Annotated in this window: 28 protein-coding genes; 20 read left to right on the top strand and 8 right to left on the bottom strand. The window is 48.8% G+C overall.

Going from position 1 to position 25,501, the window contains the following annotated elements; all coding sequences use genetic code 11:
- Window positions 1–33: 33 nt before the first annotated feature.
- The 3 genes from pgsA to ACPXXB_RS02865 form a co-directional block, all read right to left on the bottom strand.
- Window positions 34–657, bottom strand: coding sequence for a CDP-diacylglycerol--glycerol-3-phosphate 3-phosphatidyltransferase (gene pgsA, locus ACPXXB_RS02875; protein WP_423909098.1), 624 nt, complete (start codon window positions 655–657; stop codon window positions 34–36).
- Window positions 658–744: 87 nt separating this feature from the next.
- Complete coding sequence (uvrC, locus tag ACPXXB_RS02870; RefSeq protein WP_423909095.1) at window positions 745–2,571, bottom strand: excinuclease ABC subunit UvrC; 1,827 nt, start codon at window positions 2,569–2,571, stop codon at window positions 745–747.
- Window positions 2,564–3,217: a uracil-DNA glycosylase gene (locus ACPXXB_RS02865; RefSeq protein ID WP_423909092.1), complete on the bottom strand. Its 654-nt coding sequence runs from the start codon at window positions 3,215–3,217 to the stop codon at window positions 2,564–2,566. Before ACPXXB_RS02865 ends, uvrC begins: the two co-directional genes overlap by 8 nt.
- 143 nt (window positions 3,218–3,360) lie before the next feature.
- Here ACPXXB_RS02865 and efp point away from each other — a divergent pair, with 143 nt between their 5' ends.
- A complete protein-coding gene (gene efp / locus ACPXXB_RS02860) occupies window positions 3,361–3,921 on the top strand; it encodes an elongation factor P (RefSeq protein ID WP_423909090.1) in 561 nt (186 codons plus the stop codon).
- Between the two features lie 139 nt (window positions 3,922–4,060).
- Here the strand turns inward: efp and ACPXXB_RS02855 are convergent, their stop codons facing one another.
- On the bottom strand, window positions 4,061–4,927 hold the full coding sequence (locus ACPXXB_RS02855; protein WP_423909087.1) for an endonuclease/exonuclease/phosphatase family protein: 867 nt from the start codon (window positions 4,925–4,927) through the stop codon (window positions 4,061–4,063).
- Window positions 4,928–5,032: 105 nt separating this feature from the next.
- On the opposite strand from ACPXXB_RS02855, the gene ACPXXB_RS02850 reads away from it, so the two are divergent.
- The 6 genes from ACPXXB_RS02850 to ACPXXB_RS02825 all read left to right on the top strand — a co-directional run bounded on the left by ACPXXB_RS02850 (window position 5,033) and on the right by ACPXXB_RS02825 (window position 10,895).
- Window positions 5,033–5,851 carry an SAM-dependent methyltransferase gene (locus tag ACPXXB_RS02850; protein ID WP_423909085.1) on the top strand — a complete coding sequence of 273 codons (819 nt, stop codon included), beginning with the start codon at window positions 5,033–5,035 and terminating at the stop codon, window positions 5,849–5,851.
- A gap of 78 nt (window positions 5,852–5,929) precedes the next feature.
- Window positions 5,930–7,243 carry an ABC transporter substrate-binding protein gene (locus tag ACPXXB_RS02845; RefSeq protein WP_423909082.1) on the top strand — a complete coding sequence of 438 codons (1,314 nt, stop codon included), beginning with the start codon at window positions 5,930–5,932 and terminating at the stop codon, window positions 7,241–7,243.
- A gap of 144 nt (window positions 7,244–7,387) precedes the next feature.
- On the top strand, window positions 7,388–8,314 hold the full coding sequence (locus ACPXXB_RS02840) for a branched-chain amino acid ABC transporter permease (protein WP_423909079.1): 927 nt from the start codon (window positions 7,388–7,390) through the stop codon (window positions 8,312–8,314).
- 180 nt (window positions 8,315–8,494) lie between these two features.
- Window positions 8,495–9,409 (top strand): branched-chain amino acid ABC transporter permease, encoded by a 915-nt coding sequence (locus ACPXXB_RS02835; RefSeq protein ID WP_423910905.1) that lies wholly within the window; start codon window positions 8,495–8,497, stop codon window positions 9,407–9,409.
- A gap of 7 nt (window positions 9,410–9,416) precedes the next feature.
- Window positions 9,417–10,148 (top strand): ABC transporter ATP-binding protein, encoded by a 732-nt coding sequence (locus ACPXXB_RS02830; RefSeq protein WP_423909076.1) that lies wholly within the window; start codon window positions 9,417–9,419, stop codon window positions 10,146–10,148.
- A 15-nt stretch (window positions 10,149–10,163) separates the two neighbouring features.
- Window positions 10,164–10,895, top strand: a complete 732-nt coding sequence (locus ACPXXB_RS02825; protein ID WP_423909073.1) for an ABC transporter ATP-binding protein — start codon at window positions 10,164–10,166, stop codon at window positions 10,893–10,895.
- 204 nt (window positions 10,896–11,099) lie between these two features.
- Here ACPXXB_RS02825 and pncA read toward each other — a convergent pair whose 3' ends face one another.
- From pncA to ACPXXB_RS02805, 4 genes are all read right to left on the bottom strand, one after another.
- Window positions 11,100–11,750 carry a bifunctional nicotinamidase/pyrazinamidase gene (gene pncA / locus ACPXXB_RS02820; protein ID WP_423909070.1) on the bottom strand — a complete coding sequence of 217 codons (651 nt, stop codon included), beginning with the start codon at window positions 11,748–11,750 and terminating at the stop codon, window positions 11,100–11,102.
- A 64-nt stretch (window positions 11,751–11,814) separates the two neighbouring features.
- On the bottom strand, window positions 11,815–12,720 hold the full coding sequence (locus ACPXXB_RS02815; RefSeq protein WP_423909068.1) for an EamA family transporter: 906 nt from the start codon (window positions 12,718–12,720) through the stop codon (window positions 11,815–11,817).
- Window positions 12,721–12,838: 118 nt separating this feature from the next.
- Window positions 12,839–12,973 (bottom strand): HalD/BesD family halogenase, encoded by a 135-nt coding sequence (locus ACPXXB_RS02810; protein ID WP_423909065.1) that lies wholly within the window; start codon window positions 12,971–12,973, stop codon window positions 12,839–12,841.
- Window positions 12,960–13,094, bottom strand: coding sequence for a HalD/BesD family halogenase (locus tag ACPXXB_RS02805; protein WP_423910903.1), 135 nt, complete (start codon window positions 13,092–13,094; stop codon window positions 12,960–12,962). Before ACPXXB_RS02805 ends, ACPXXB_RS02810 begins: the two co-directional genes overlap by 14 nt.
- Before the next feature lie 483 nt (window positions 13,095–13,577).
- Here ACPXXB_RS02805 and ACPXXB_RS02800 point away from each other — a divergent pair, with 483 nt between their 5' ends.
- The 13 genes from ACPXXB_RS02800 to ACPXXB_RS02740 all read left to right on the top strand — a co-directional run bounded on the left by ACPXXB_RS02800 (window position 13,578) and on the right by ACPXXB_RS02740 (window position 25,427).
- Window positions 13,578–15,143: an ABC transporter substrate-binding protein gene (locus tag ACPXXB_RS02800; protein WP_423909063.1), complete on the top strand. Its 1,566-nt coding sequence runs from the start codon at window positions 13,578–13,580 to the stop codon at window positions 15,141–15,143.
- Between the two features lie 188 nt (window positions 15,144–15,331).
- On the top strand, window positions 15,332–15,481 hold the full coding sequence (locus tag ACPXXB_RS02795) for a hypothetical protein (RefSeq protein WP_423909060.1): 150 nt from the start codon (window positions 15,332–15,334) through the stop codon (window positions 15,479–15,481).
- Window positions 15,482–15,622: 141 nt separating this feature from the next.
- Window positions 15,623–16,258 carry a nucleotidyltransferase domain-containing protein gene (locus ACPXXB_RS02790; protein WP_423909057.1) on the top strand — a complete coding sequence of 212 codons (636 nt, stop codon included), beginning with the start codon at window positions 15,623–15,625 and terminating at the stop codon, window positions 16,256–16,258.
- On the top strand, window positions 16,252–16,587 hold the full coding sequence (locus ACPXXB_RS02785; RefSeq protein WP_423909054.1) for a hypothetical protein: 336 nt from the start codon (window positions 16,252–16,254) through the stop codon (window positions 16,585–16,587). The genes ACPXXB_RS02790 and ACPXXB_RS02785 overlap by 7 nt, the downstream gene beginning before the upstream one ends.
- Entirely contained in the window at window positions 16,584–17,201 is a 618-nt protein-coding gene (locus ACPXXB_RS02780) for a hypothetical protein (protein WP_423909052.1), read from the top strand. The genes ACPXXB_RS02785 and ACPXXB_RS02780 overlap by 4 nt, the downstream gene beginning before the upstream one ends.
- A 120-nt stretch (window positions 17,202–17,321) precedes the next feature.
- Window positions 17,322–18,308: an ABC transporter permease gene (locus ACPXXB_RS02775; protein ID WP_423909049.1), complete on the top strand. Its 987-nt coding sequence runs from the start codon at window positions 17,322–17,324 to the stop codon at window positions 18,306–18,308.
- A complete protein-coding gene (locus ACPXXB_RS02770) occupies window positions 18,298–19,242 on the top strand; it encodes an ABC transporter permease (protein WP_423909047.1) in 945 nt (314 codons plus the stop codon). Before ACPXXB_RS02775 ends, ACPXXB_RS02770 begins: the two co-directional genes overlap by 11 nt.
- Before the next feature lie 5 nt (window positions 19,243–19,247).
- Complete coding sequence (locus ACPXXB_RS02765; protein WP_423909044.1) at window positions 19,248–19,946, top strand: M48 family metalloprotease; 699 nt, start codon at window positions 19,248–19,250, stop codon at window positions 19,944–19,946.
- A gap of 13 nt (window positions 19,947–19,959) precedes the next feature.
- A complete protein-coding gene (locus ACPXXB_RS02760) occupies window positions 19,960–20,922 on the top strand; it encodes an ABC transporter ATP-binding protein (protein ID WP_423909042.1) in 963 nt (320 codons plus the stop codon).
- A gap of 10 nt (window positions 20,923–20,932) precedes the next feature.
- A complete protein-coding gene (locus ACPXXB_RS02755; protein ID WP_423909039.1) occupies window positions 20,933–21,979 on the top strand; it encodes an ABC transporter ATP-binding protein in 1,047 nt (348 codons plus the stop codon).
- Window positions 21,980–22,175: 196 nt separating this feature from the next.
- The gene (locus ACPXXB_RS02750; protein WP_423909036.1) at window positions 22,176–23,120 is read left to right on the top strand and encodes a DNA-methyltransferase; all 945 of its coding nucleotides are present in this window, start codon (window positions 22,176–22,178) and stop codon (window positions 23,118–23,120) included.
- Window positions 23,120–23,731: a BglII/BstYI family type II restriction endonuclease gene (locus ACPXXB_RS02745; RefSeq protein WP_423909034.1), complete on the top strand. Its 612-nt coding sequence runs from the start codon at window positions 23,120–23,122 to the stop codon at window positions 23,729–23,731. The genes ACPXXB_RS02750 and ACPXXB_RS02745 overlap by 1 nt, the downstream gene beginning before the upstream one ends.
- 295 nt (window positions 23,732–24,026) lie before the next feature.
- A complete protein-coding gene (locus ACPXXB_RS02740) occupies window positions 24,027–25,427 on the top strand; it encodes a hypothetical protein (RefSeq protein ID WP_423909031.1) in 1,401 nt (466 codons plus the stop codon).
- Window positions 25,428–25,501: the final 74 nt, after the last annotated feature.

The following is a 25,501-nucleotide window of genomic DNA, read 5'->3' as shown; positions in this document are numbered from 1 at the left end:
TCAATAAATCGGGCGAACATTCCAGGATTTACGCTACTCAGGCGGCTTTTCCAGTAGATAGGGCATCGCTGACTTCAAATAAGCCCACATCGACCACAGGGTGAGCAGGGCTGCAAAATAAAAAGCGATCTCACCGACACGAAATATCGGTATTCCCATTATTGGCTTGGCGTACAACAAAAGCCCGATGGACACCATTTGAAATACGGTTTTGACTTTTCCCAATACACCCACCCCCACCATGCCCCGTTCCCCGAGTTCCGCCATCCATTCGCGCAAAGCGGAAATTACAATTTCTCGTCCAATAATGATACATACCGCAACCGCAAACGGCATCGGGTGGAACACTCGGGCAAGCACCCCGGAATCCGAAACCAACAGCACCAGCGCGCTGGAGACGATCAGTTTATCCGCCACCGGATCCAGGAAAGCACCGAGCATCGAGGTCGCATTCAGCTTTCTTGCAAGAAATCCGTCCAGCCAATCGGTTACTGCCGCGAGCACAAATACACTGGTGATTATCAGCTCTCTTTTTTCCGATGACCAAAAGTAAGCAATCACTAATACCGGGATCAGCAAGATTCTCAGCAATGTCAGGCTGTTCGGGATATTTAGCATGGTTGTTTTGCCACTGTCGTTACGCTCTTTCCCAAACATTTTGCCAAATATCTTGGATGCTTGATTTTAAAGCAGCGAGTTTAAGAGATTCTGGCCAGATCGGGAATGGCGCCCTTATTGATGGCGCTAATCATGCAACTGGTTATAAATTCGCTGCGCCAGTGTCGGACTAATTCCCGGAACTTTGGCCAAGTCCTCAATGCCAGCGTGCGTTATCTCGCGCAATCCGCCAAAGTACCTTAACAGATTGCGGCGTCGTGTATCGCCCACACCCTCGATTTGTTGCAATGGCGACTCGGTGCGCGCCTTGGCACGGCGTTGGCGATGTCCAACAAGGGCAAAGCGATGTGCTTCGTCGCGAACGCGCTGTATCAGGTGCAACGCCGACGACGTTCTGCCGGGCATTATAGCGCGAATGTTGCCGAACAGGTGAAGCTGTTCTTCGCCAGGACGGCGGGTGCGGCCCTTGGAGACCGCCAATAACACCACCGAACCCAAAATCTGTAATTCCTCAAATACCCGCGCGGCCACGTCCAACTGACCCTTGCCGCCGTCGATAATGACCATGTCCGGCAGCTTGCCGTCGTCCTGCAACACTCGTTTGTAACGACGTTTCAGGGTCTGTTGCATGGCGGCATAATCATCTCCCGGTTCGATTCCTGAAATATTAAATTTTCGATAATCCGATTTAACCGCGCCCTGATGGTCGAACACCACGCACGACCCTACTGCGCGCTCGCCCATGGTGTGGCTGATGTCAAAACATTCAATCCTGGCCGGAACTTCGTCCAAAGACAATAAATCAGTCAACGCCACAAACTGCGCATCGACCTGGCTTCGCTGGTTGAGATGGCTGCGCAGGCGCTCGACGGTGTTGACGCGCGCCGATTCTATCCAGCGGGCGCGATGGGCGCGACAGAGGTGCTTGATTTTAACCTTACGTTTATTCTCAATTGAAAATACCTGTTGCAAAGAACTTCTGCTTTCAATTTTTTCGCTAAGCAATATTTCCGCCGGCATGACTGTCCCGAAATAATTCTGCGGCAAAAACGCTTCCAGCAACTCAGCGGCGATCAGATCCATCGGGTTTTTTTGGATATGGAAACGGCTGCCGAGATTGCGCCCGTGGCGGATCGATACCACCCCAAAACACACCCTGTCGGACTCAAGCGCCACCGTGACCACATCGGCGTTACCGCTGCCGGAGGAAACATATTGCTTAGCCGTGGCACGTTGCAGTAGCGCGATACGGTCGCGGTAGTGTGCCGCGGTTTCATAATCCAGTTTGGTTGATGCGCTTTCCATTTTACCTGCCAGTTCATCAAGCAGAGCAAAATCCCGGCCGCTCAGCATGGCTTTCGCCTGACGCACGTCTTCAAGATAGTCTGCGCGCCCAATGCGCCCGACACATGGCGCGCTGCATCGCTTGATTTGATACTGCAGGCATGGCCGCGAACGGTTGCGAAAAAAGACGTCGTTGCATTGCCGCAGGCGGAATATTTTGTGCAGTTGGGCGAGCATTTCGCGCACCGCAGTAGCGTTGGGATAGGGTCCGTAATACTGGTGTGGGCGCGCGCGCCGGCCACGATAAAAAGAAAACCTTGGAAACAGATCTCGTTCGGTTAGGCGAATATATGGGAAACTTTTGTCGTCGCGCAAAGAGATGTTGTAACGCGGTTTCTGCTCCTTGATCAGATTATTCTCCAGCAGCAACGCCTCGCTTTCGGTGCGGGTTTGCTGGGTTTCGGCGTGGTGAATTTTCGACACCATCAAGCGCGTCTTCGCACTCAGCCCGGTACTTCTAAAATAACTTTTCAGGCGTTTTTTTAAGTTGCCGGCCTTGCCGACATACAAGGTTTTTTCATCCTGGTCCGAGAAAATATAAACCCCGGGTTTTTCCGATACCGTGTCCAGAAATACTTTGGAGTCAAAATTATTGCCGGCTTCAGTCACGCGCAATTTTCGCTAACTCATAATGGATGCGTTGAAAAACGTCGTCAAACATCGGCTCGGTTAATCGACGGGTGTGCGTATTATAGCGGCTGCAATGATAACTATCGATCAGGATTAGGCCGTTGTCGAGTGCGTGACCGGCGTTGTGGGCAAATTGATATTGGCTTAATTTAAGGTTGAAGGCGCGTAAGATGGCGCGATGAGCGAATTGACCGAGGGCCAGGATTACATGCAAATGCGGTTGCATCACTTCCGCTTGCAGAAAGTGATTGCAGTTTTTTTGTTCCTCTCCGAGCGGCTTGTTTTGCGGCGGTAGGCATTTCACTGCGTTGGTAATTCGGCAATTATATAACTGTAATTCATCGTTCGCATGCGCCGACACAGGCGCTGAAGCGAACCCAAATTTATACAATGTTTGATACAGCAAAATACCGGCATGATCGCCGGTGAATGGTCTGCCGGTGGCATTGGCGCCGTGCTTGCCGGGGGCCAGCCCAACGATTAACAATTGCGCTTCTTCTTCCCCGAAAGGCGGCACCGGTTTACATGTATAATTTTCATGCCGCGCTTTAACTGCCTGTAAATACTGAACCAATCGAGGGCATTGCCTACAGTTTTGGTCATACCATTGTTTTGGCCACTTCACCGTATTCGCCTCATGTTAAATGTTGCGGGCTAATTGTTCCGGGCTAATTGTTCCGGGTTAATTGTTCCGAGCTGATTGTTTTCGGGTAGTATATAATTCATGCTCTTATCAATTCCCATAGTCGCCCACAATTATTTTGCAAAATGAAAATTTCGGCCTTTGATGCGCGCCTCGGCAATCTGTTGGAATATCACGACAAACTATGGCGCGTGCTCAAGAAAAACCATGTCAAACCCGGCAAAGGCGGGGCCTTCGTCCAGCTTGAGATGAAGTGTATCAGTGATGGCACTAAACTCAACGAGCGATTTCGCTCCGAGGATAAAATCGAGAAGGCCCGGGTCGAGCCACGCCGGATGCAGTATTTATATGCCGACGGCGTGTCGCATGTTTTTATGGATGTCAAAACCTATGAACAAATCGGGCTGGCGGCGGAAGATTTTGAAGCCCAGTCGCCTTTCTTGTTGCCGAATACCGAAGTGCACATCAACTTTCACAACGACATTCCCATCGGGGTCGAGCTACCGACCACGGTGGTGCTGCAAGTGAGCGAAACCGACGGCGCGGTAAAAGGCCAAACCGCCTCGGGCGGCGGCAAACCAGCAACCCTCGAAACCGGCCACAAAGTAACCGTGCCGGTGTTCATCAACGTCGGCGAAAAAGTCAGGGTGAATACCGATACCGGCGCGTATATGGAGCGTGCTTAGGCGGGGGGAAATCGCCTGAAGCGATTTTTATTCGTCTCGCCATTGAGACTCATCCCGCGCCCGTTGAAGGCTGGAATAACGGCGGGGGTCGAGACCGTTGCTACTGAGTGAACCGGTGTCGGCCAACCCGGCGGGTCGGTTACAGGTCAATTTCAGTGCACAGCGGAAAGTGATCGGATGCGATGGCGTTGTCATCGACATAACAATCGTGCACCCGGTGTTGTAGCGAGTTGCTGACAAAACAATAGTCCAGCCTGACTGGTTGATCGTTGACACCGCTGGTGAAACCGCCGCCGAGGTCATGCCCGGCGGCGCACCACGCATCGACAAAACCCTGGGGATTGGCAATGCGTCCGCCGTAGTCGCTACTCGGCCCGACTAGTAGATCGTACTCCGGAGAATCCGGCTGAAAGTTGAAATCGCCCAGCATAATCGCCTCGTCCGGGACTATTTGCGAACCGGCGCTCACGTCATTTGCCCAATCGAAACTACGCAAGTCGCCGGAAATTGGCGCGCCTTCAAACACGGCGTTGCGATGAATAGACAACAACGCCTCAACCTGCGGCAACCGGGTGGCACTCGACAGGTGGGTGAGATGAACCGAGTACAAACGCAACAGACGAGTGCCGCATTGCACCGTAGCCTCAATCGTTGAACGCTGAATGCTTAACGCATCGGTGCTGCCGTACTTTGGCAACAGGTGGTGTCGTGAAGTCAGAATCGGCTGGCGACTCAACAGCATATTACCAAACTGGCAGCGCGCGTTTTGCGTCGGCGTGCCGCCGGCAACGTGCAAATCCACCCCGGCCCCATATACCCAATAATAATCGCGCAAGCCCTCGGCGATAACTTGCGCCTGATCGACATTGCCGCGGTGCGGACACAACCGCTCCACTTCCTGCAAGGCGATGATGTCGGCACCGGCGATCTCATTGATGCTGCGTTCGAGATCGACTTGACCGTCCTTTCCCTTGCCGTATTGAATATTGTAGGTGACGAATTTCATCGGTTATTCATGTCTGCACACTTGTCGTCGAAGTGTATATAATATCGGCTTTGGCAGCGCAAATATACAAAAAATATACGGTATCTCGCTGCGAGCATAAAATCCATGAATATAAAATCCATGAAACTGTATTCGCATATTGATCGCGTGTACAACGAGCTCGCGGAACTCGGCAAATCTGGCGACGTTCCATTAACCGCTGCCGAAATCAGCGAATTCGATCAATTGCATTACCATGGTACCGAAGCCGTGGACAATGCCATTCAAATGATCGGCATCGGCAAAAGCACCCGGGTGCTGGAAATTGGCTCTGGTTTCGGCGGGCCGGCCAGGTATATCGCACATAACACCGGCGCGCGGATTACCGCATTGGAATTGCAGCCTAATCAAAATCAGATGGCTTCCGAGCTTACTGAGCGATGTGGTTTATCGACAAACCTGACTCATGTCTGCAGTGACATTCTGACCCACGATTGGCAACAACAACAATTTGATGTCATCGTTAGCTGGCTGGCGATTTATCATATACCTGAGCGCAAGCGACTGTTGGCGCTATCCAGAGATTTACTGCCATCGGGCGGGGTTTTTTACACCGAAGATCTGTTCAGCCGCCAACGGTTCAGCAATGAAGAGCGAGCCGAACTGGCCAGTGGACTTTATGCCAGCCATCTGCCTGATCTGGAAACTTATCAATCAGAATTCAAACAAGCCGGGTTCTCGCTTGAGCGAGTGGATGATATGTCAGACGACTGGACAGATTTCACCACCGAGCGACTGAATGATTATCGTGCCAACCGGGCTCGGCATGTTCGCGTTCACGGAGAACCGACCTACTTGGCCATGGAAGAATTCTATGAATTGGTGAGTCGTCACTTTTGTTCTGGTAAACTTGGCGGTATTATCCTGTTGGCACGAAAGCCTTAAACTATAGACTGAAACGACAGTAGGCACATAAAATATATGTTCCGACAACAGAAATTATTCGCTATGTAGGAGAAAAATATGACCGCCAAACAGAAAAAACCATTGATTGATTCCAATCGCCGCTCTACCCTTAAACAACTTGGCGTGCTGGCAGCGGCCGGCGTTGCTGCACAATTTTCTCTTGGCATATCAAGGTTTGCCCATTCGGCGAGCGGCGAACCGATCAAAATTGGCGCGCAAATTCACCGCACCGGCATTGGCGCGTCCTATGGACGATGGTATGAGCGGGTAACCACTGCGGCGATCAAGCTGATTAACGAACAGGGCGGCATCAATGGGCGGCCAGTGGAATTGATTATTGAAGATGACGGCACCGACCCCAAGCGCGGCGCGGAAGTGGTGGAAAAATTCGCTGCGCTGCACAAGGTTGACGTTGCTTACGGAACTTTGTTTTCCCACGTCGTCATCGGCTCTTCGCCGCGCGCCGGAGAATTGAAACTGCCCTATGTGGTGGTCTCGGAAGGTCACCATGTCGCATCGGGCAGCCTCAATCGATATGTTTTCCAGCCCGGGATTACCGATGTTAAGTCTCAGGTCATTTCCATGGCGCCGTGGATTTCCCGGAACCTCGGGAAAAAAGTGACCATGATTTTTCCTGATTTTGCATTTGGCCACAATCATCGAGATTATTTTTCAGCCGCAATCAAGGCGCAGGGCGGCGAGGTTGTGGAGCGCATCGCCATTCCGCCCACCGAATCATCATTCACCCGTTATTTTCCTCGGATTCCTGCTTCAACCGAAGTGCTGTACCATGTGATGGTGGGTCCCGGCGTGCTCACATTCGTTAAGGAACTGGGCCAGCATTTTGGCAATAATCGACCGGAAATATTCGGATTCATTGATTCCCTGGAAGCGGTTGACCTGGCCACGCCGCAACTCGAATTCCTCGAAGGCACGCACTTTTGGGAAGGCCATCCAAGATATGCTCAGCCCAATCAAACGGTCCATGATAAATTTTATCGAACTGCCGTTGGTGTTGATAACCATGGTGCCAGCATTGCTGAGCCTGAGGATATTTCAACTTACTCACATATGTTCGGCTGCTGGGAGAGTCTTTTTATCATCAAGCAGGCAATGGAAATGAGTGGTTATAACGGTCAAACCGCCGCGGATAAACGGGGCTTTGTCGAGGCCATGGAGTCGTTGACCATCTTTGAAGAAGGTCGCGAGCACCCGCAGGGCAGGAAAATTTTTAACGGTAAAATCCATCAGTGTTTTGGCCATCAACACATTTCCAAAGTCGAAGGCGGTCGTCTTAATGTGGTGCATACCACCGCGATTGAAGACAGCTTGTACGAACCAGAGGCGGATTACACCAAGATGGCCTTATAACCCTGGATTAACTGATTCCAGTGAGTAGTTGATGAGCCATCCCGCTACCCACGCGTGGACTTCTGCTGGATGCCGGATCAAGTCCAGCATGACGCCGCCGGATTGGCCGGATCGCACTGATAAATTTTATACAAGCAATTTTCATTGGATTTCGGCCCTTTCCTTTTTCTAGCAAGCCTTGAAGGGCTGGTACAGGCGGCAGTGCTTTGCCTGACCGCGCTGGGGCTTTGCCTGGTTTTTGGGGTAATGCGGGTGGTCAACGTTGCCCACGGCGAGTTTTTTATGTTGGGTGCGGTATTGGCATGGTGGATTACCAGTCTGATATCCACACATCCCGCCCTGGGATTTGTGGCCGCTTTGATTATCGCGCCTCTGATGGTTGGCATAATCGCATTTTGCGCGGACCGGTTAATACTCAAACGCTTGAGCTACAACCCTGAAGCAACCATTATCGCCACTATTGGCATTTTATATGTCATACAACAAACCGTGTTAATTACATTTGGCGCCGATGCCAGAGCGGTCGATACCCCTTTTTATTTCCGCATACAGTTTCCCTGGTTTGGTTATTCCGGCTATAAGCTGTTGGTCATTGTCGCGGCTGCGATTATTTTACTGGGCGCCTGGTTTGTTATCACCCGCACCCGGGTTGGACTGATGATGCGCGCAACCCAGTATGACCGGGAGATGGCGCAGTCGTTTGGCATTCCGGTGGAACGCGTTTATACCGTGGTGTTTGCCGTCGGCGCCATGTTCGCTGCGGTCGGGGCGATTCTGGTAGTCCCGATACGACAAGCGCACTATCTCATGGGACTCGACCCATTGTTGCTTTCGTTTATCGTGGTCATTATCGGCGGCCTTGGCAGTATTCGCGGTACCGTGGTTGCGGCACTATTGATTGGCATGAGCGACGGGATCATATCGGTATTCTTTTCCCCGACCCTGGCAAAAATGGTATCGACCACACTGGTCGCCTTTATCCTGGTATTCAGGCCGGAAGGTTTGTTTGGTCCTTCTGCTGTCTATTTTAGGATAGGGCATAAACGTCACCTTCGATTAAATAAAAAATAGACTTACAAAGGGTTATGCGTAATACAAAGAGTCAAATGATTGAAGCGGGCTCCAAATCAAGATGACCTCAACATGACACCGGCCAAGATAAACAGCGGCGCAATACACAACGGTAGCAATGGAAAAATAATTGCCGGGAAAATACTTGCCAGAAAAATACTTAGTGTACATTTGGCGGTCATGGTGATTTTGTTTTTATTGCAGTTCATACTGCCTGAATATCATCACCTGACCATGACCAGAATTATGATTCTGGCCATATTTGCCATGGGTTATAACGTGTTATTTGGCTACATCGGTTTGCTCAGCCTCGGACATGCCATGTTTTTTGGCGCCGGGCTTTATGGCGCGGGCTTGACCGCCTATCATCTGGGTTGGAGTGTGCCGCTGGCGTTTGCCAGCGGCATCATCGCCGGTGCGTTGCTGTCATTGATGGTCGGATGTATTGCCTTGCGTACCACCGGGGTGGCGTTCATGATTGTTACCATGATGCTTTCTCAGGTCGCCTACCTGGCGACGCTCTATTTCACAAGTTATACCCGCGGCGATGAGGGATTAGTGCTGCCTGAAGCCGCGCGAAGTTTTGAGTTTTTCGGCGCCACCGTGGATCTCGCCAATCCATCGACCAGATACAACCTGTCCCTCGCATTGCTTGGCATCGCCATGCTGATCATCTATCAATTGGTGCGCGGAAAAACCGGACGCGCGTTAGTCGCTATTCGGGAAAACGAGTCGCGCGCGCAAATGCTCGGATACAACACCTTTGCGATTAAACTGCAAGCGTTGCTGGTATCCGGCACCCTGTCCGCCACTGCCGGAGCCGCCTTTGCATTGCTGTTTGCCTATATTGGATCGTCCTTTGCCACCATCCAATACTCCATCGATGCATTATTGTTCACCTTGTTGGGCGGCCCGGGAACGGTGCTGGGCCCGGCGCTCGGCACATTCCTGATGTTTTACCTGGTCGATATCGCCAGCCAATACACCACCGCGTATTTGCTGGTCACGGGTCTCGCGCTTATTTTTCTGGCGCTTTATTTTCCCAAGGGAATTCTCGGCACGATCAAACACAGGTGGCTGCCGTGGCTGCCGTGAATTTGCCATGAAATTATTAAGGGCGCGCAATTTATCGAAGTCGTTCGGCGGCGTGCAGGCCGTGCAAAATGTGGATTTTGATCTTGAACAAGGTGAAATACGCGCCATCATTGGACCCAATGGCGCCGGCAAAACCACCTTTGTCAGCCTGTTATCGGGGCGCATAACCGCAACCGCCGGCACAGTCGAATTTCGCGGTCAGGATATCACCGGCTTGCCGATTCACAAAAGAGTGCGTAAGGGTATCGCCTATACCTTTCAAATCACTAGTATTTTCCCCAACCTCACGGTGCTCGAAAATGCGGCGATTGCAGCGCAAAATCGTTTCCACGCCAGCCCAGCTGCAATTCCCACGGACGGCCACCCGGATATTTACCGTGACGCTAACGCGGCATTGCAGCAGGTCGGCATCGCCGCTCTGCAAGATGAGTCTGCAGGCGCAATCGCCTACGGGCATCAACGCTTGCTTGAAGTGGCGATGGGGTTGGCATTAAATCCATTGTTGCTAATCTTTGATGAACCCACTCAGGGTTTGTCCGATGCTGAAATCCAGGATTTTTGCACGCTGGTTAAACAGATTAATCAATCTACTACCGTGTTGTTGATAGAGCATAATATGTCTGTGGTCATGTCATTGGCGCATCGTATCACGGTGTTTGATCGTGGTCAGGTATTGGCTCAGGGCAACCGCGACCAAATTCGCAACAATGCCAATGTGCAGGCAGCGTATCTTGGTTGATAATGATAACCGCGCATGATGCTAAAGATTGAACAGCTCAATGCGTATTACGGTGCGGTACAGGTACTGCGCGACTTTAGTCTCAGTCTAAACACCGGGGAAGTGCTTTGCCTGTTCGGACGCAATGGCGCCGGCAAAACCACGGTATTGAAATCGATTATGGGATTGGTGCAACGCACCGGCTCAATCGCGGTGGAGGGTGAAGATATGGTCAATCTAGCGGCGCATTTAATTCCCAGGCGCGGAATCGGTTATGTGCCTCAAGGACGGCGGCTGTTTGCCGAGTTGACGGTGGCGGAAAATATGGCCATTGGTTTAATGGCGCGGGATTTAATGACCACCCGCAGAGCCGCCGAAACCCGCAAAAAAGTGCTGGCATTATTTCCGCCGCTGGCATCCCGCCTGGATCAGGTTGCCGGGACGCTAAGCGGGGGTGAACAGCAGATGCTGGCAATGGCGCGCGCGCTCTGTCTTGAACCCGGTGTGTTGTTGCTGGATGAGCCGACCGAAGGGCTGATGCCGTCGATGCTGACAACGATACGGGAAGTTATCATGGCGCTTCGCCATCGGGGTGTGGCGATATTGCTGGTCGAGCAACGGGTCGAAGCGGTATTGCCGGTTGCGGATCGGGTCGCGTTTATCGAAAATGGGCGTATCAGAGATGTGGTTGGGGTCGAACAATTCAGCGAAAACCGCGAACTGTTTCACAAAAAATACATCGGCAAATACGTCGGCATCAGTCAATAATTTCAGCGCGACATTTTTATCAGTCAAAAGAGTTCCTTCCACCGCATCTCCGCCGTCGCGGGGGCGGGGTCGCAGGAACCCAGTTAACGATTGCGACTTACCCCCGCCATATAGCCGAATTGCTGCGTTAAAAACAAGTAGAACAATGGTGTAGATTATACATAAACCTCCGTGTTTTACGTATTTTGTCATTTTTTCAACAAGTTATAAAGCATCTACTACGCGCACCCCGGCTTGTTGCATCGCTTTTAGTTGCGCTTGAAAGGAGCCTTCAAGGTCGATGGCGGCGCAGGCCGACAACACCACGGTCGCATCAAGACCGAGGCGCGCGGCATCCAGTGCAGACCAGGCAACGCAAAAATCCGTTGCCAGCCCGGTCAGCACCAGTTTCGAAATCCCTCTATCCTTCAAGTATCCGTGCAGTCCGGTTGCGGTGGATTGATCGTTCTCATAAAACGCCGAATAACTGTCGATTTGCGAACGAAACCCTTTTCGCACCACCAATTGCGCTCGGCTGCGATCCAGATCAGCATGAAATTCAGCGCCGTGGCTGCCTTGCACGCAATGGACCGGCCACAGGGTCTGCCGCAGAGTTTGACTGCCATAGGATAAGGTTATGGTTTCAAAGGGCGATTTTCCAGGCTGATTGTCGGCGAAACTGACGTGCTCCGCTGGATGCCAGTCCTGGGTCAGGATGATGTTGGAAAACAGGCTGGATAATGCGTTGATTGGGGCCACCACCCGATCGCCATTTGCCACCGCCAGCGCGCCCGCCGGGCAAAAGTCATTCTGAACATCAACGACTATTAATGCGGTATCCGTGCTGGATGGGTTGATTAGATGTGGATCGATCATGAAACTGGCCTGTTCGATTTTTTAATTATGACGAGTAAAATATTATACGTCAGTTATACTGGCCTCAACTCGCTGGCTGATTGCGCCGGCCCTGATTCTCCCAGTCGAACAGTAGCAGCACTACGGATATTAAAATGATGCAAATGGCAATGTATCCGTTAGTCGAAATAAATTCACCCGCAAAAACCAAACCAATAAAGACCGCCACAACTGGATTAATATACGCATAGGACCCGAGCAAGGCAGAACTAATGTGCTGATTACATAGATAGATGTAGGATGAAAAGGCTAATATGGATCCAAAAAAGATCAAATAAATTATGGCAACAACAGGAATAAAATCCAGGTGCAAGTAATACTCATTTCCTGTCAATAGAAATATAATAGCAAAGGAAATGGAAGCTGAAAACATCTGCAAACATGCTGATACTATAGTATTGACTGGATTTTCAGGCGCTACTCGTCTATGCAGTATGCTCCCAAGACTCCAGGATAGTGGCGCAATTAAGCAGAGGGTTATGGCTAAAAAATTATAGCCTTTAATCTCATAATAGTTAAGCATTATAATGCCCATAAAGCCTATAGCAATAAATAGAGTTTTAGTTTTCGATAGTTTCTTTTTGTTTATAATAAAATCCAATGCTAATAACCAAATAGGAACAGTGGCGATAACGATGGCAGCAAGGGCAGATGAAATCCATTTTTCAGCAAAAGCCACCGAACCCAATCCCCCTAGAAGGAGTAGGTTGCCAATAATAAACTCCCAAAAATAAGTTGTTTTATTTCCGGGAAACTTAATTCGTTTCACCAGACAAAACACACCAATAATGAGCGCCGCGATGAAAAATCTTACAGATAGCATAAGCAATGGAGGCATAGCATCAATGGAGAGTTTTATCGCATAATAGGTTGTCCCCCAAATTAGATAAACAGACAGCAAGTTCATAACCAATAGTCTGTTTATGATCATTCACGCCTCATAATATAAGGCCATCGAATCTAACTTGAAGTTAGACAGGGCCGCTTTCAAGTAATAAGTGCAATTCTGTATCTCCATGATGAGATTATTTGATTGAGTTCTCATATTATTAAACAAATGCTTCGGTCATGGAGCCTCTATCAATCTCATCTGCATTCCGAGTATCATTGGCACTGGCCCAACAAGTATTAATAATCACACGTTCTGCCCCATGAACTATTGGCGTAGCTCTATGCAGAAACATTGCTCATTTGTCGAAACGTATTGTCTGTGGTTTTTATAGTGACATCTCGTCTAACTTTATTTAACTCTAAAAGCGCAAACGCTTCCGTGCGCATTTCTGCTAAAACAAAATCACTGAAAATTGTAGATTTTTCAATCTTCAGATATCCGTTTTAGAAAATTCATTTGCGGCAACCCTAAGGCATTCTTTGTCATGTAATGCTTTTTGGCAATCTTCTTCAAGTCTTGTTTTAAATTCAATCACTTTTTTATCCTATGGAAACAATCAAAATAATATCCGACGCTAAATAATATCACCGGCATGATTTTAATCCATCATTTAAATCAACAATTTCTTGTACCATTATGCTCTCATAAAAGATGGCTATATCCGACTTTCGCAAAACCCCGATTCGCATTATCATAATGATACGATGGTTTTGCGAACGAGCATAGGAGAATAAAAGTTTTTTGCCAAGCAGGTCCAGCCACCATTGACCGTGTTTGTTGCAATAACCGCACTTGTGCGTTGGCGAATTTTCAATTTATAATGAGTAAAATATTGTACACTGAATTGCCTTTAAGTTTTTTATCACTGAACCCAGAAAACACCGGAGAACACCAATATGACCATCCATTATAAAACTCGCCGCATGATAAAACTGGCGGCATTGTCGGGCGTGCTGCTCGCAGTGCCGATTCACGCCAAAACCCTCAACTTGGCTTACGATGCCGACCCGGTTTCCCTGGATCTGCATGAACAACTGTCGGGCGGTACGTTGCAACTTTCCCATATGGTGTGCGATCCTTTGCTTCGCTGGAATCAGGATTTAGGATTCGACGCGCGGGTTGCAAGCAGCTGGAAACGCCAGAACGATACCACGGTGCGATTTAATTTGCGCAAAGGCGTTAAGTTTCATTCGGGCCGAGAAATGACCGCCAAGGATGTCAAGTTCACTTTTGATCGATTAAAAGAAAGCGATGATTTCAAGGGGATTTTCGCCAATTTTGTCGATGCCAAAATCATCGACGACCACACCATTGACCTGGTCACGGACGGGCCGTATCCGCTGGTGGAACATACCGCAACCTACATTTTCCCTCTGGACGCTGAGTTTTATACGGGCAACGACGAGCGCGGCCGAGATAAGGGGGAAATCGTCAAACACGGCGATTCCTTCGCCTCTGCCAACATTTCCTGCACCGGCCCCTACACGGTCTCTGCGCGCGAGCAAGGCGTCAAAGTGGTATTTGATCGTTTCGCCGATTACTGGGATACCGATTCACCGGGCAATGTGGATCGGATTGTGTTCACCCCAATCAAGGAAAATCCAACCCGGGTTGCGGCGTTGTTGTCCGGCGACATTGATTTTGCCGCACCGATTCCGCCGACCGATCTGGAGCGTATCGACAGCAGCGATGCCGTTGACCTGGTCACCATGAGTGGTACCCGCATCATCACCTTCCAACTGAATCAGGAGCGCAAGCCGGAATTTGCCGATGTGCGGGTGCGTCAGGCGATTGTGCTTGCGATCAACAACGCCGGCATTGTCGAGAAAATCATGAAGAACTTCGGCACCGCCGCGGCCCAGCAAAGTCCCAAGGGCTACCTCGGTTACAACGCCGCGCTGACACCGCGCTATGACCTGAAAAAAGCCAAGGCGTTGATGGCCGAAGCCGGCCATGCCGATGGTTTCACCGTCACCATGATGGCGCCCAACAATCGCTACGTGAACGATGCCAAAATTGCCGAAGCGGTGGCCGGCATGCTGGCCAAAATCAATATTCTGGTCAATCTGACCACCATGCCAAAAGCCCAGTACTGGCCGAAGTATGACGAGCGCGCTGCGGACATTTTAATGATTGGCTGGCATTCCGACACCGAAGACTCGGCAAACTTCAGCGAGTTCCTGACCATGACCCCGGACGAGGAAACCGGCTACGGGCAATACAACAGCGGCAATTACTCCAACGCCGAAGTTGACCGGCTGGTACTCGACAGCGCCAAGCAGACCGACGTCGCCGAGCGCGCACAAATGCTGCAACGGGTCGAGCAAATCCTGCACGACGAAGCCGCGTTCGTGCCGCTACACTGGCAGGATCGCGCCTGGGCCGCGAGAAAAGGCGTGCATATTGACAAGATTGTCAACGTCATGAATTTCCCCTATCTCGGCGATTTGGTGATGGACTAGATCAAACTGTTTTCTGGTGGGAAGGCGTGCCGATGGTGCGCTTTCTCACGATTTTTATTCAGCGCATAAGCATGGATTTGTCCCCCATCGTTCACGTTCAAACAACATAAGTCGTAACACCATCCATGCCAAGAGATGGAAAAGGCATGTATGAGGAAATGTCTGGATAGGCGAGGGTCATTAAATCAATGAAACCCGCAACCGTTAAGTATTTCCTATATCGGTGCATGTCAAGAAAAATGCGCTGCCTGCTCTCGGACAAAACCGCGATCGAGGGTATGTTTCGCGAGGTTTTGGGGCAACAGTTCGGTGAGCAGATGAGCGGAGCCTCTGGATAACTAAAGACCTTTGCATAATTACCGGAAGTGCGGCTTTAGCCGCGCAAGATGATTGCCGATGGCGGGACTAAAGTCCCACTTCCGATAGTATTTTGAATTATGCAAAGGTCTCAACTAAAAACAAGATACAATAACAAGGTTATGACGTATTCAGAATGTTTGGAAAATCACGCGAAACTTCAGCAAAGAGTGGCAAATTCAGAATTGAAGTTAGAATCTGTTTGCGAAGCGGTTTCAGAACGCTTGGTAAAAAAGCCAAGGCATTATAGTGTTTTTTGTTGTGGCTCTTTGAGTAGAGGAGATTTTGGTAAAACCTCCGATTTAGACATTTTTGTTTTCTCGGAAAAAAGTGAGGATGAGCGGACAAGGCTAAGTGACATAGAACTGCTTTACGAATTAATTTCCGTAAACAAAGAGCTAAACTTTCCTGAATTCAGCAATGATGGGATGTTTCTGGAAACTCTTTCTTTTCCTGAAATGAAAAAATCGATAGGGTGTCCCAAAGATGATGAGAAGAATCTCTTTACCAGCAGAATGTTAGTGCTGTTAGAAAGCAAACCGCTGTTCAACGATGCTCTTTATGATTTTCAAATGAATGAAATTGTTGGTTGGTATTTTCGTGATGACGTTGACCGGAGTTCTTTTAAACCGCTTTTTCTGTTGAATGATATTCTGAGGTTTTGGAGAACCCTATGTCTTAATTATGAAATTGTCAGAAATGACATGACAAAGCCTTTTCGTAAAAAAATATTAATCTCAAATTCAGCCGAATGTTAACCGTATTTGCGACAATCCTGCCCATCATATCTAAACACCAGTGTAGTAAAGAAGATGTGTTGAGTCTTTGTAAACAAACGCCATTGCAACGGCTTGCTGTTGGGCTGGACACTATGGGGGATAGTAAACTGCTTGCTGAATTTGGCGCGTTTTTAGATCATTACGAGTTTTTCCTGAGTCAAAAAGAAAGTATGTCAGACAAAACAGACATAGAAACCAAAGAAAAAGATGAACTAAATGCAACGGCTGTAAAATTTTCAGACTTTTTGTACAAGTGCTTAAGCCATTGCAAAATCCAGCGAGAATACAAGAAATATTTGGTTTTATGAGCGGAAATAAATTCCTGTTTATCGAGATTCTTGACGAAGAATTAGTGACCCTATTTCAGGGGTTGAAATCAATTTTCAATGACCAGGAAGCAACTTCGCCGGTCCATATTACGATTAAAGGGCCACAAAAAAGCAATTTCAAAGTAACATCATATAATAAATTTTCTGACAGCGACTATCCTCTGGTCATCTCTCAAAGCAATTGCTTTTCTTACTCAAAAAAATACTTTGTCCATTTTAAAGTGCAGATACCTCAAATGGAAAAACACCAGCTGTGGTACAAACCCACGTTTCCATCCGAGAAAAATCCGCACATCACCGTTTGCGAAACAAGCGACGAGGATTTTTCCAACGATATTGTCAGTTTTTTAAATAAGGAAGTAGGCGATTTGTTATGCAGGGACTACGAATTCCTTCAATACATACCGTCACATCGTGACCTTGTTCGCGAAACGGGTTTAGAAAAAACGAGAAATATCGATGATGCAGGCATACCCAATTTAATTAATATTGGGAAAGTAAGGAAAGGATTGTTTGCAAGAGCTCACGAGATCAAGGCAAAATATATTGATCTCGCAAACCGTGAGAGGCTAACAACCCTTCATGCGAACTAAAAGACTGTGCAGAATTCTGTGTCAAAGTAAAACCGTCTAATCTATCTCATCACAGACCGGAGATATTCAAAAACACCTTTTCACTTAATCTTTTTATTCAAACCAGGAATAATTGAGTCCATGTTCGCATTTCTCGTCAGGCGGCTGGGGCAGGCCGTGGTGGTCATGCTGGTTATCAGTTTGCTCAGTTTTTCGGTCCAGGATGAACTGGGCGATCCGTTGCGCGAACTGGTGGGACAATCTGTCTCCGAAGATGTCCGTAATGAGTTGCGCGAAGAACTGGGACTGAATGACCCATTCCTGGTGCAGTACTGGGGGTTTTTAAGGAATGCGGTTCGGGGTGATCTCGGAACCTCCTATTTTTTCAAGCGCCCTGCCCTGGAGGTCATTATGGACAAACTGCCGGCAACCATTGATTTGGTGGTCGCGGCGACTTTCTGGATTCTGGCATTTTCCATCCCGGTCGGGGTTTTTGCGGCGATCCGACCTAACCACTTGTTTTCAAAACTGGCCATGGGCTTCAGCATCGTCGGTATTTCCATCCCGGTATTCCTGACCGCGATATTTCTGATTTACCTGTTTGCGGTGGAATTGGGGTGGCTGCCGTCATATGGCCGGGGAGACACGTTGATCATTTTTGGAGACTGGGAGACCAGCCTGATGACGATCGATGGATTGACTCATTTATTGTTGCCAAGCATTTCCCTGGCATCGGTCATCCTGCCGTTGTTTGTACGCATGATCCGATCCGAAATGATGGAAGTGCTGGAATCGGAATACGTCAAATTCGCCTGGGCAAAAGGGCTGAAAAAACGCCGCATCTGGATGTTGCATGCGTTCAAGAATACGTTGCTGCCGGTGATTACCGTGGGCGGCGTGCAACTCGGCATCATGGTCGCCTACACCATCCTCACTGAAACGGTTTTTCAGTGGCCCGGCATGGGCTTTATGTTTCTCGAAGCCATCAATCGGGTTGATACGCCATTGATCGTCGCCTATCTGATCGTGGTCGGGTTGATTTTTGTGATTACCAACACGGTGGTGGATATTATCTACGGATTAGTTAATCCAACGGTAAAGTTAATCGGTAAACAGCATGACCAGTAGCGCTTTCGAAGCCCGTTTAGACCTCTGGCAGCGGATCAAAACTTCGCTGGTGTACCACAGCTTTACCCACAATCGTACCACTATGGCCAGTGCCGCAGTATTGCTGGTTTTTATGCTGGTCGCTGTCACCGCACCCTTGCTCGCGCCTTACGATCCGTGGGATCAAACCCAGTTTGACATCATGGATTCGGAAATTCCGCCAGTCGGCAGCGTCGGCGCGGATGATCGATTTGTATTGGGCACTGACGCTATGGGCCGGGATATGCTCAGCACCATGCTGTATGGCACCGGAATATCCATAGCCATAGGCGTTTTTGCGACCATCCTGCAGTGCTTGATCGGCGTCTCCATCGGCCTGGTAGCCGGCTACTTTGGCGGTCGGCTGGACAGTTTTTTGATGCGGTTTGCCGATATTCAGTTGTCTTTTACCACCTTGATGGTGGCAATCATCATCCTCGCAGTATTCCAGGCCACTGCCGGGCTGAAGTTTTACAATGACTTCGCCATTATTGTCATCGTCCTGGTAATTGGCGTCGCCGAATGGCCGCAATACGCCCGCACGGTGCGCGCCTGCGTGCTGGCGGAGAAGAAAAAGGAATACGTCGATGCGGCTCGGGTCATCGGCCTCAAACCGATGACCATCGTCTATCGGCATATATTACCGAATACCTTCTCGCCGTTACTGGTGATTTCCACGGTTCAGGTAGCCAATGCCATCATCACCGAAGCGGCGTTGTCATTCCTTGGGCTGGGCATGCCGATTACCAAACCGTCGCTGGGTTCGTTGATCAGGAATGGGTTTGAGTTTATTTTTAGTGGTTCCTGGTGGATCACGGCATTTCCAGCATTGATATTAATTGTGTTGATCCTGGCGATCAACCTGCTCGGCGATTGGCTGCGGGATGTGCTCAATCCGAAACTTTATGACAAATAAATTGGATGAGTAAACGACTCGTTTTCGCGTTCATGTTCATGTTGCCGCTGGCCACCCAGGCGAGTTGTTATTCGGTGGTGATGCTGGAAAATGCTTATGCCTCCAATGTGTCGTTTGGCGGCGTGACCATCCCAACCGAATCGCTACGCGGCCTGCTGATTACCAATGCGCGAATCGACGCCGAATCGGGGATTTCCACCACGCTATTGCTATGCGATGAAAGCGTACCGAACGCCTTCGCCGGCCATAAAGACGGGCGAAATGTAGTGGGCATCACCGTTGGCATGGTGAAACTACTGGGCAATGATTGGCATGCTTATGCGGCGGTCATCGGGCATGAAAACGCGCATCTGGTGAAAAACCATGGCAGCAAGCGGCAACAACGCGAAGGGGTGCTGGCACTCGGTCGAATGATATTGAAGTCCTCTTTGCCGCAAAACGCAGGCGTGTTGGCACCCACAATCGTCGAATACGGTATCGCGGGCTTCAGCGCAACTTATAGCCAAAAGGAGGAGTCGGAGGCGGACAAGCTTGGCATGGAATTCTCCCATTGCGCCGGATTTTCGGCGGACGGCGCACTCAGCGTGCACCGCAAACTGGACTCCGAAAGTGGTTTTTTCGCCATCCATCCGTCGTCGAAACTTCGGATAGCCCGCTTACGCGTCGCCATCATCGCCCAACAACGCAACCCTGATTGCCGCTGAGGCGCCATCGCCCATGCCCTTACTCAGCGTTAAAAATCTGGAAGTGGTGTTTCCGCTTAGGACCGGTTCGGTGACTGCGATCAAAGACGTGAGTTTCGATCTTGAACAGGGAGAACGCATTGGCATTGTCGGCGAGAGCGGTGCCGGTAAATCGATCTCGGCGTTTGCCATCCTTAACTTAATCAGCAAACCCGGCTATCTGGCTGCGGGCAGCATCTTGTTCAAGGACCGGGACCTCGCCAACCTGGACGAAGAACAAATGCGGCAGATTCGCGGCAATGAAATCAGCATGATATTTCAGGACCCGATGATGACCCTGAACCCGGTGCTGACAATTGGCACGCAAATGGAAGAAACCATCCTGGCGCATAAAAACCTGAGCCGCCAGGCAGCCCGAAAAATTTCGGTGGCTAAATTGAAGGCGGTGCAAATACCTTCCGCCGAGACGCGCCTTGAGCAATACCCCCATGAATTGTCCGGCGGCATGCGGCAGCGGGTGGTTATCGCCATTGCATTGTTGAGCGACCCGGCGATCATTATCGCCGATGAACCGACCACCGCACTGGACGTAACTATCCAGGCGGAGATTCTCGAGTTGTTGTTGAATCTGTGCAATGATTTCGATGTGGGTTTGATTTTGATTACCCATGACCTTGGCGTGGTTTCGGAAGTGACCCAGCGCATTCTGGTGATGTATGCCGGACGCATCATTGAGCAAGGACCGACCGATCAGGTTATCGCCAAGCCAATGCACCCGTACACTCAGGGGCTGTTGGGGGCGTTGCCGGAAAAGGCCCGCCCGGGTCAACGGCTGAACCAGATTCCCGGGGTAATGCCGTCGCTACAGGAGATTCCAGCAGGATGCCCGTTCCACAATCGTTGCAATCATGCTCAGGCAGTTTGCAAGGTGGATTTACCGGTATTGGGTGGCAATGGTTCACGGGCTGTCGCCTGTCACTTTCCCCTTAACCAATAGCGCATCGCCGATGCAACAACCCCAATCAAATATCCTGCCAAATACCCTGCTATCGGTAAAGAACTTAAATAAGGAGTTCAATGTCTCTGGTGGGCTGCTTGACCAGTTATCTTTCCAGCACGGCAAGCTAATACGTAAAAAAGAGTCGGTAAAGGCAATCAACGGCATCTCTTTGGATATCTTGAAAGGGGAGGCGTTATGCCTGGTCGGTGAAAGCGGTTGCGGTAAAACCACGGTCGGGCGCACCATCATGGGATTGCTATCGCCTTCCAAAGGCACGGTTCACTACCGCGAACAGCGCATCGACAATCTCAACCGCTCCCAATTACTGCCCTATCGCAAGCACATGCAGATGATTTTTCAGAATCCATATGCGTCGCTCAATCCCCGAAAAACCGTGGCCACGACCTTGCTCGAACCGATCAGGTTTCATTTCCCGAAAATGCCCCAGGCGCAGCAACGGCAAAAGGTTGAACAAGTGATGGAATCGGTGGGCGTCAATGCCAATTGGGGGCCACGGTTTCCCCATGAGTTTTCCGGCGGACAAAGGCAGCGTATCAGCATTGCCAGGGTGCTGATGGTGGATCCGGAATTCATCGTTGCCGATGAGCCGATTTCGGCTCTCGATGTTTCGATTCAGGCGCAGGTGCTCAACCTGTTAATGCAAGCCCGCGAAGATCGCGGTCTGACCTATCTGTTTATTACCCATGACCTATCCGTGGTGGAGCATTTCGGTACCCGGGTCGCGGTTATGTATCTCGGCCGGATTTGCGAGCTGGGGATAACCGCAGAGGTGTTTTCATCGCCGCGCCATCCTTATACCCAGGCGCTGCTGAGTGCCATTCCCAAGTTGGGTCAGAGCAATTTAGGGCGCAAATCGAAACATATCAAGCTCAAAGGCGAAGTGCCGACTCCGATCAACCTGCCATCGGGCTGCGTGTTTCATGGCCGATGCCCTCATGCCAATCAGCGATGCAGCGATGAAATTCCAGAGCTGAATAATACCTCCAGCGGCATACAAATCGCCTGCCACGCGGTTGAAGAAAACAGAATCTGAAACGGCATGACACGCTAGCAGACCGACTAAATTTGAAAATAGCAAAATTCGAGACTCGGTTTCTAAACAAAATGTTTTTCAACTGGTTGCGTGGTCTTGCGACCGGGTTTATTCCGACTGCTGGAAAGACTATAATGCAGTTGGAGGCTTCGGACTTCAAACACTGCCGGGCCAATCCTTAACAGAATAATGTGAAATGCGAAAACAAGTGAATATCGCGTCTGCTTTCGGCCTGAATGAACAAACGGTTTTGTATCATGGAAACTGTGTCGATATGTTGAAAACAATACCGAATAAATCCATTCAGCTAATCGTTACATCGCCACCCTATAATATAGGCAAGGAATACGAAAAAAAAACAAAATTAAGCAATTACATTGAGCAACAATCACAGATAATCAAGGAATGTGAACGTGTTCTTACAGAATCTGGCAGTATCTGCTGGCAAGTTGGTAATTTCGTAGAGGACGGCTCAATTATTCCCCTGGATATTGCATTGTATCCTGTATTCGCTGATTTGAATCTGGTTATGAGAAATAGAATTATTTGGCACTTTGAGCATGGTTTACACTGCTCAAGACGGCTTTCAGGACGTTATGAAACGATCATTTGGTTTACCCGGAAAACCAAGGAGTATGTTTTTCATTTAGACCCTGTAAGAGTCCCCCAGAAGTATCCTGCAAAAAAATATTTCAAAGGACCTAAAGCGGGGCAATATTCCTGCAACCCGCTTGGAAAAAACCCTGGAGATTTGTGGATTGTGCCTAATGTAAAGAGCAACCATGTGGAAAAAACCGAACATCCCTGCCAGTATCCAGTGGAGCTAGTCGAACGTCTTGTCTTATCGATGACTAATACAGGAGACTGGGTTTTAGATCCATTTGCGGGAACTGGAACATCAATCATCGCCGCTATTTTGCATAACAGGCGAGGCGCTGGAGCGGAAACTGAAAAAAAATATATTAAATTAGCAAAAAATCGTATTGTGAAAACTATTAATGGAACACTAAAAACCAGGCCGATGAACAAACCGGTATATGACCCAAAAGAGAGCGGGAATAAACTGATCGCAGTGCCTTGGCAAAATGCTGAAGATAATAAAGCTGTTCAATTAACATTATTTGAAAAAACGAGCGTATAGTGAAAATAGTTGAAACATACTCACACTTGAACGGTCTTGAATACTTGTTGGTGCATAAACCAAAATTGTGGAAGGAAGTTAAATCTGTTATTCAGCAAGTCGATGGTCAGGCATGCAAGACAAAAGTATCAAAAGAAAAAACCATGAAGGGGCGTTTATTGTACAGCCCCATAGAAATGAATAAATTGTTTAAGATTTTGTTAGGATCAAAAAAATGGAAAGAAAGCCGTGTGAGTTACTGGGTAACAAAAGATGACAAGCTGATCCGAAAAACACTTGCGATGCCACCTGAAACACAAAAAGAGGAAATTGAACGAACTGGTTTTTCCCCGATATTCAGTTATAACCAAACTGATTTTGTAAAAGACAGAGTGGCTATTGAAATACAATTCGGCAAATATTCATTTGTTGCTTATGACTTGTTTGTAAAGCATTTAGCGTTTTATGTCGGCGGTCAGATTGATGTTGGCATCGAAATACTTCCGATGAAAGAATTGCAATCACAAATGAGTTCAGGCGTGGCCTATTACGAAGGAGAATTGTATAACGTCATTCGTCAGGGAAGGGGCGTGCCTGCGGTGCCGCTTGTAATGCTTGGAATTGAAGAATGACACTACATTCGTTAGGCGCAAGAAAATATGCTCGTGCTGGGTGATAGAAAATGACAATGAAGCGCTTCTGCCTGCTTCAAAAGCAGGGAAAAACACAAGGCAGGATTTACCCTCTTCATAATATTCTTGGTTATAGGACATAAATATATCCTTTGTTTAAGATTTGGAGTTAAGTTTGGCCCCGTGCCGGTTCCTTAAAAATAAACATGTATAGGTGCAAAATAGAAGCGCAACACTTTATAGAGGCTTGAATTCGCCTTCTACCAGATGAGCCAAAATTCTATAAACTAAACGAATGTCAGCTTTTCATTTACTGAAAGTTTCGCCAGAATCGACGCGCTCAGAAATTGACAATGCGCACGAAGATGCGAGTTTTGACGCACGGGAATCCGAGGATATTTTACAAAAAGCGGTGGATACGTTGACCGCTTCTATGCCACGACTACGCGAAGAAGTGTCCTATTTATGGGGCTTACCGCTCCCAAAAATTGACGAACTAATCCATCTGGCGAAAACGGATACAGACGGCGGGCTTGTTTGCAAAGGAATTGAAAAAATGTCTTTGCCTACATTAACAAAAGCGACTCTTGCTGCGCATTTTTGCGGATACGGCAACGCTGGCAATGCCAACAACCTTGTAGATGCGCTGAATATGCTGATTGAGACGCAAAAATCTATTGATGCAGACGATGTCGGCCAGATGATCAATCACGCCCGCAAAAAATCCGGAGTCGTGCCTCCCGCCAAACCGGAACATGTCGCGGATGCGCTTACAAAATTGCGTGAACAGACGTACATGACATCGGCAATAAATGTGATTTTTCATGGGGAACAACCTAGCGCATTGGCAACCAAAATCGCAGAAAAGTGGCGCTATGACAAAACCTTGAGTGGACGTTTTGTGGCGAATTTGATTTGCGAGGTTTATAAAAATCGGATTCAGGACGTTTTGCGCCCGCTGGAACAAGAAATCGATCACGCCGCCGATGTGTTACGGGACTCGCCCGGTGATGAACAATCGTTGCGTCTAATTGAACAAAAGCTATCCAAATGGGATGAGTATGCCCAGCCGATTCAATTGGTTGACGAAGGGAAGGGTTTTGATGAAAAACGCTCAAGTGAGATTTGCGGCAAACTCCGCGGCCTTGCCTTGGATCTCCACAACAACAAAGGTGAGTCCGAGATTTCCTTGCGAATCACCAAACTTCTAATCAAGGTTTTTATAGAATTGCCGGTAATGGCGGCGGCACTGGCGAAAGATTTCGATACGCTGGAAAAGATTGTCGGTGAAAAGCATCGGAATACCGAATTTTCAGAGCGATTACAGGCGTTTATGAATGCCGTAGAAAACACCCAGAATAATTCAGGTAAAATTGTCGACTTGATTAACGCGCTTTCAGCGTTACTGGATGAATATGCGGAATTGGCAAACGAAGAGAAAATATGGAGCAGAGCCCGCGATGTTGCACTTGCGCTTCACAACAAACACGGCGCAACGCCCGCGGCTCTACATGTGACAAAAGAGCTATTGTCTTTAGCGGAGCGTTTTAATGCGCCTCAATTTATCTCCGATAAACTGTATGAAGACAGAAAATTTTTGGAAGTAATTCCGGTAAGAACCGTTGAAAAATCCTTCTGGTCAGGATGGTTTTGGATTATTATCGTCGTTGGTGCGGTTATTATTTATGGGTTATAACTAGTTAAGACCCTTATTTATTTACTTACTCATGCATCATCGAAAAACGATACATTCGTAAGCACGCCACGGCA

It is taken from the genome of Candidatus Spongiihabitans sp., from assembly GCF_965237845.1.
Classification (GTDB): Bacteria; Pseudomonadota; Gammaproteobacteria; order Arenicellales; family Poriferihabitantaceae; genus Spongiihabitans.
This window is presented reverse-complemented; position numbering and strand designations above follow the sequence as displayed.

Excerpts from the sequence above, each read along its gene's own strand:
- ACPXXB_RS02810 (WP_423909065.1), bottom strand. The coding sequence starts at position 12,973 with ATGTTTCTGCATAGAGCTACGCCAATAGTTCATGGGGCAGAACGTGTG.
- ACPXXB_RS02780 (WP_423909052.1), top strand. The coding sequence starts at position 16,584 with ATGAGCGGAAATAAATTCCTGTTTATCGAGATTCTTGACGAAGAATTA.
- ACPXXB_RS02815 (WP_423909068.1), bottom strand. The coding sequence starts at position 12,720 with ATGATCATAAACAGACTATTGGTTATGAACTTGCTGTCTGTTTATCTA.
- ACPXXB_RS02760 (WP_423909042.1), top strand. The coding sequence starts at position 19,960 with ATGCCCTTACTCAGCGTTAAAAATCTGGAAGTGGTGTTTCCGCTTAGG.
- ACPXXB_RS02795 (WP_423909060.1), top strand. The coding sequence starts at position 15,332 with ATGAAACCCGCAACCGTTAAGTATTTCCTATATCGGTGCATGTCAAGA.
- ACPXXB_RS02755 (WP_423909039.1), top strand. The coding sequence starts at position 20,933 with ATGCAACAACCCCAATCAAATATCCTGCCAAATACCCTGCTATCGGTA.
- ACPXXB_RS02785 (WP_423909054.1), top strand. The coding sequence starts at position 16,252 with ATGTTAACCGTATTTGCGACAATCCTGCCCATCATATCTAAACACCAG.
- ACPXXB_RS02790 (WP_423909057.1), top strand. The coding sequence starts at position 15,623 with ATGACGTATTCAGAATGTTTGGAAAATCACGCGAAACTTCAGCAAAGA.
- efp (WP_423909090.1), top strand. The coding sequence starts at position 3,361 with ATGAAAATTTCGGCCTTTGATGCGCGCCTCGGCAATCTGTTGGAATAT.
- ACPXXB_RS02830 (WP_423909076.1), top strand. The coding sequence starts at position 9,417 with ATGAAATTATTAAGGGCGCGCAATTTATCGAAGTCGTTCGGCGGCGTG.
- ACPXXB_RS02835 (WP_423910905.1), top strand. The coding sequence starts at position 8,495 with ATGGTGATTTTGTTTTTATTGCAGTTCATACTGCCTGAATATCATCAC.
- ACPXXB_RS02765 (WP_423909044.1), top strand. The coding sequence starts at position 19,248 with ATGAGTAAACGACTCGTTTTCGCGTTCATGTTCATGTTGCCGCTGGCC.
- ACPXXB_RS02845 (WP_423909082.1), top strand. The coding sequence starts at position 5,930 with ATGACCGCCAAACAGAAAAAACCATTGATTGATTCCAATCGCCGCTCT.
- ACPXXB_RS02750 (WP_423909036.1), top strand. The coding sequence starts at position 22,176 with ATGCGAAAACAAGTGAATATCGCGTCTGCTTTCGGCCTGAATGAACAA.
- ACPXXB_RS02850 (WP_423909085.1), top strand. The coding sequence starts at position 5,033 with ATGAATATAAAATCCATGAAACTGTATTCGCATATTGATCGCGTGTAC.
- pncA (WP_423909070.1), bottom strand. The coding sequence starts at position 11,750 with ATGATCGATCCACATCTAATCAACCCATCCAGCACGGATACCGCATTA.
- ACPXXB_RS02740 (WP_423909031.1), top strand. The coding sequence starts at position 24,027 with ATGTCAGCTTTTCATTTACTGAAAGTTTCGCCAGAATCGACGCGCTCA.
- pgsA (WP_423909098.1), bottom strand. The coding sequence starts at position 657 with ATGTTTGGGAAAGAGCGTAACGACAGTGGCAAAACAACCATGCTAAAT.
- ACPXXB_RS02855 (WP_423909087.1), bottom strand. The coding sequence starts at position 4,927 with ATGAAATTCGTCACCTACAATATTCAATACGGCAAGGGAAAGGACGGT.
- ACPXXB_RS02825 (WP_423909073.1), top strand. The coding sequence starts at position 10,164 with ATGATGCTAAAGATTGAACAGCTCAATGCGTATTACGGTGCGGTACAG.
- ACPXXB_RS02800 (WP_423909063.1), top strand. The coding sequence starts at position 13,578 with ATGACCATCCATTATAAAACTCGCCGCATGATAAAACTGGCGGCATTG.
- ACPXXB_RS02770 (WP_423909047.1), top strand. The coding sequence starts at position 18,298 with ATGACCAGTAGCGCTTTCGAAGCCCGTTTAGACCTCTGGCAGCGGATC.
- ACPXXB_RS02775 (WP_423909049.1), top strand. The coding sequence starts at position 17,322 with ATGTTCGCATTTCTCGTCAGGCGGCTGGGGCAGGCCGTGGTGGTCATG.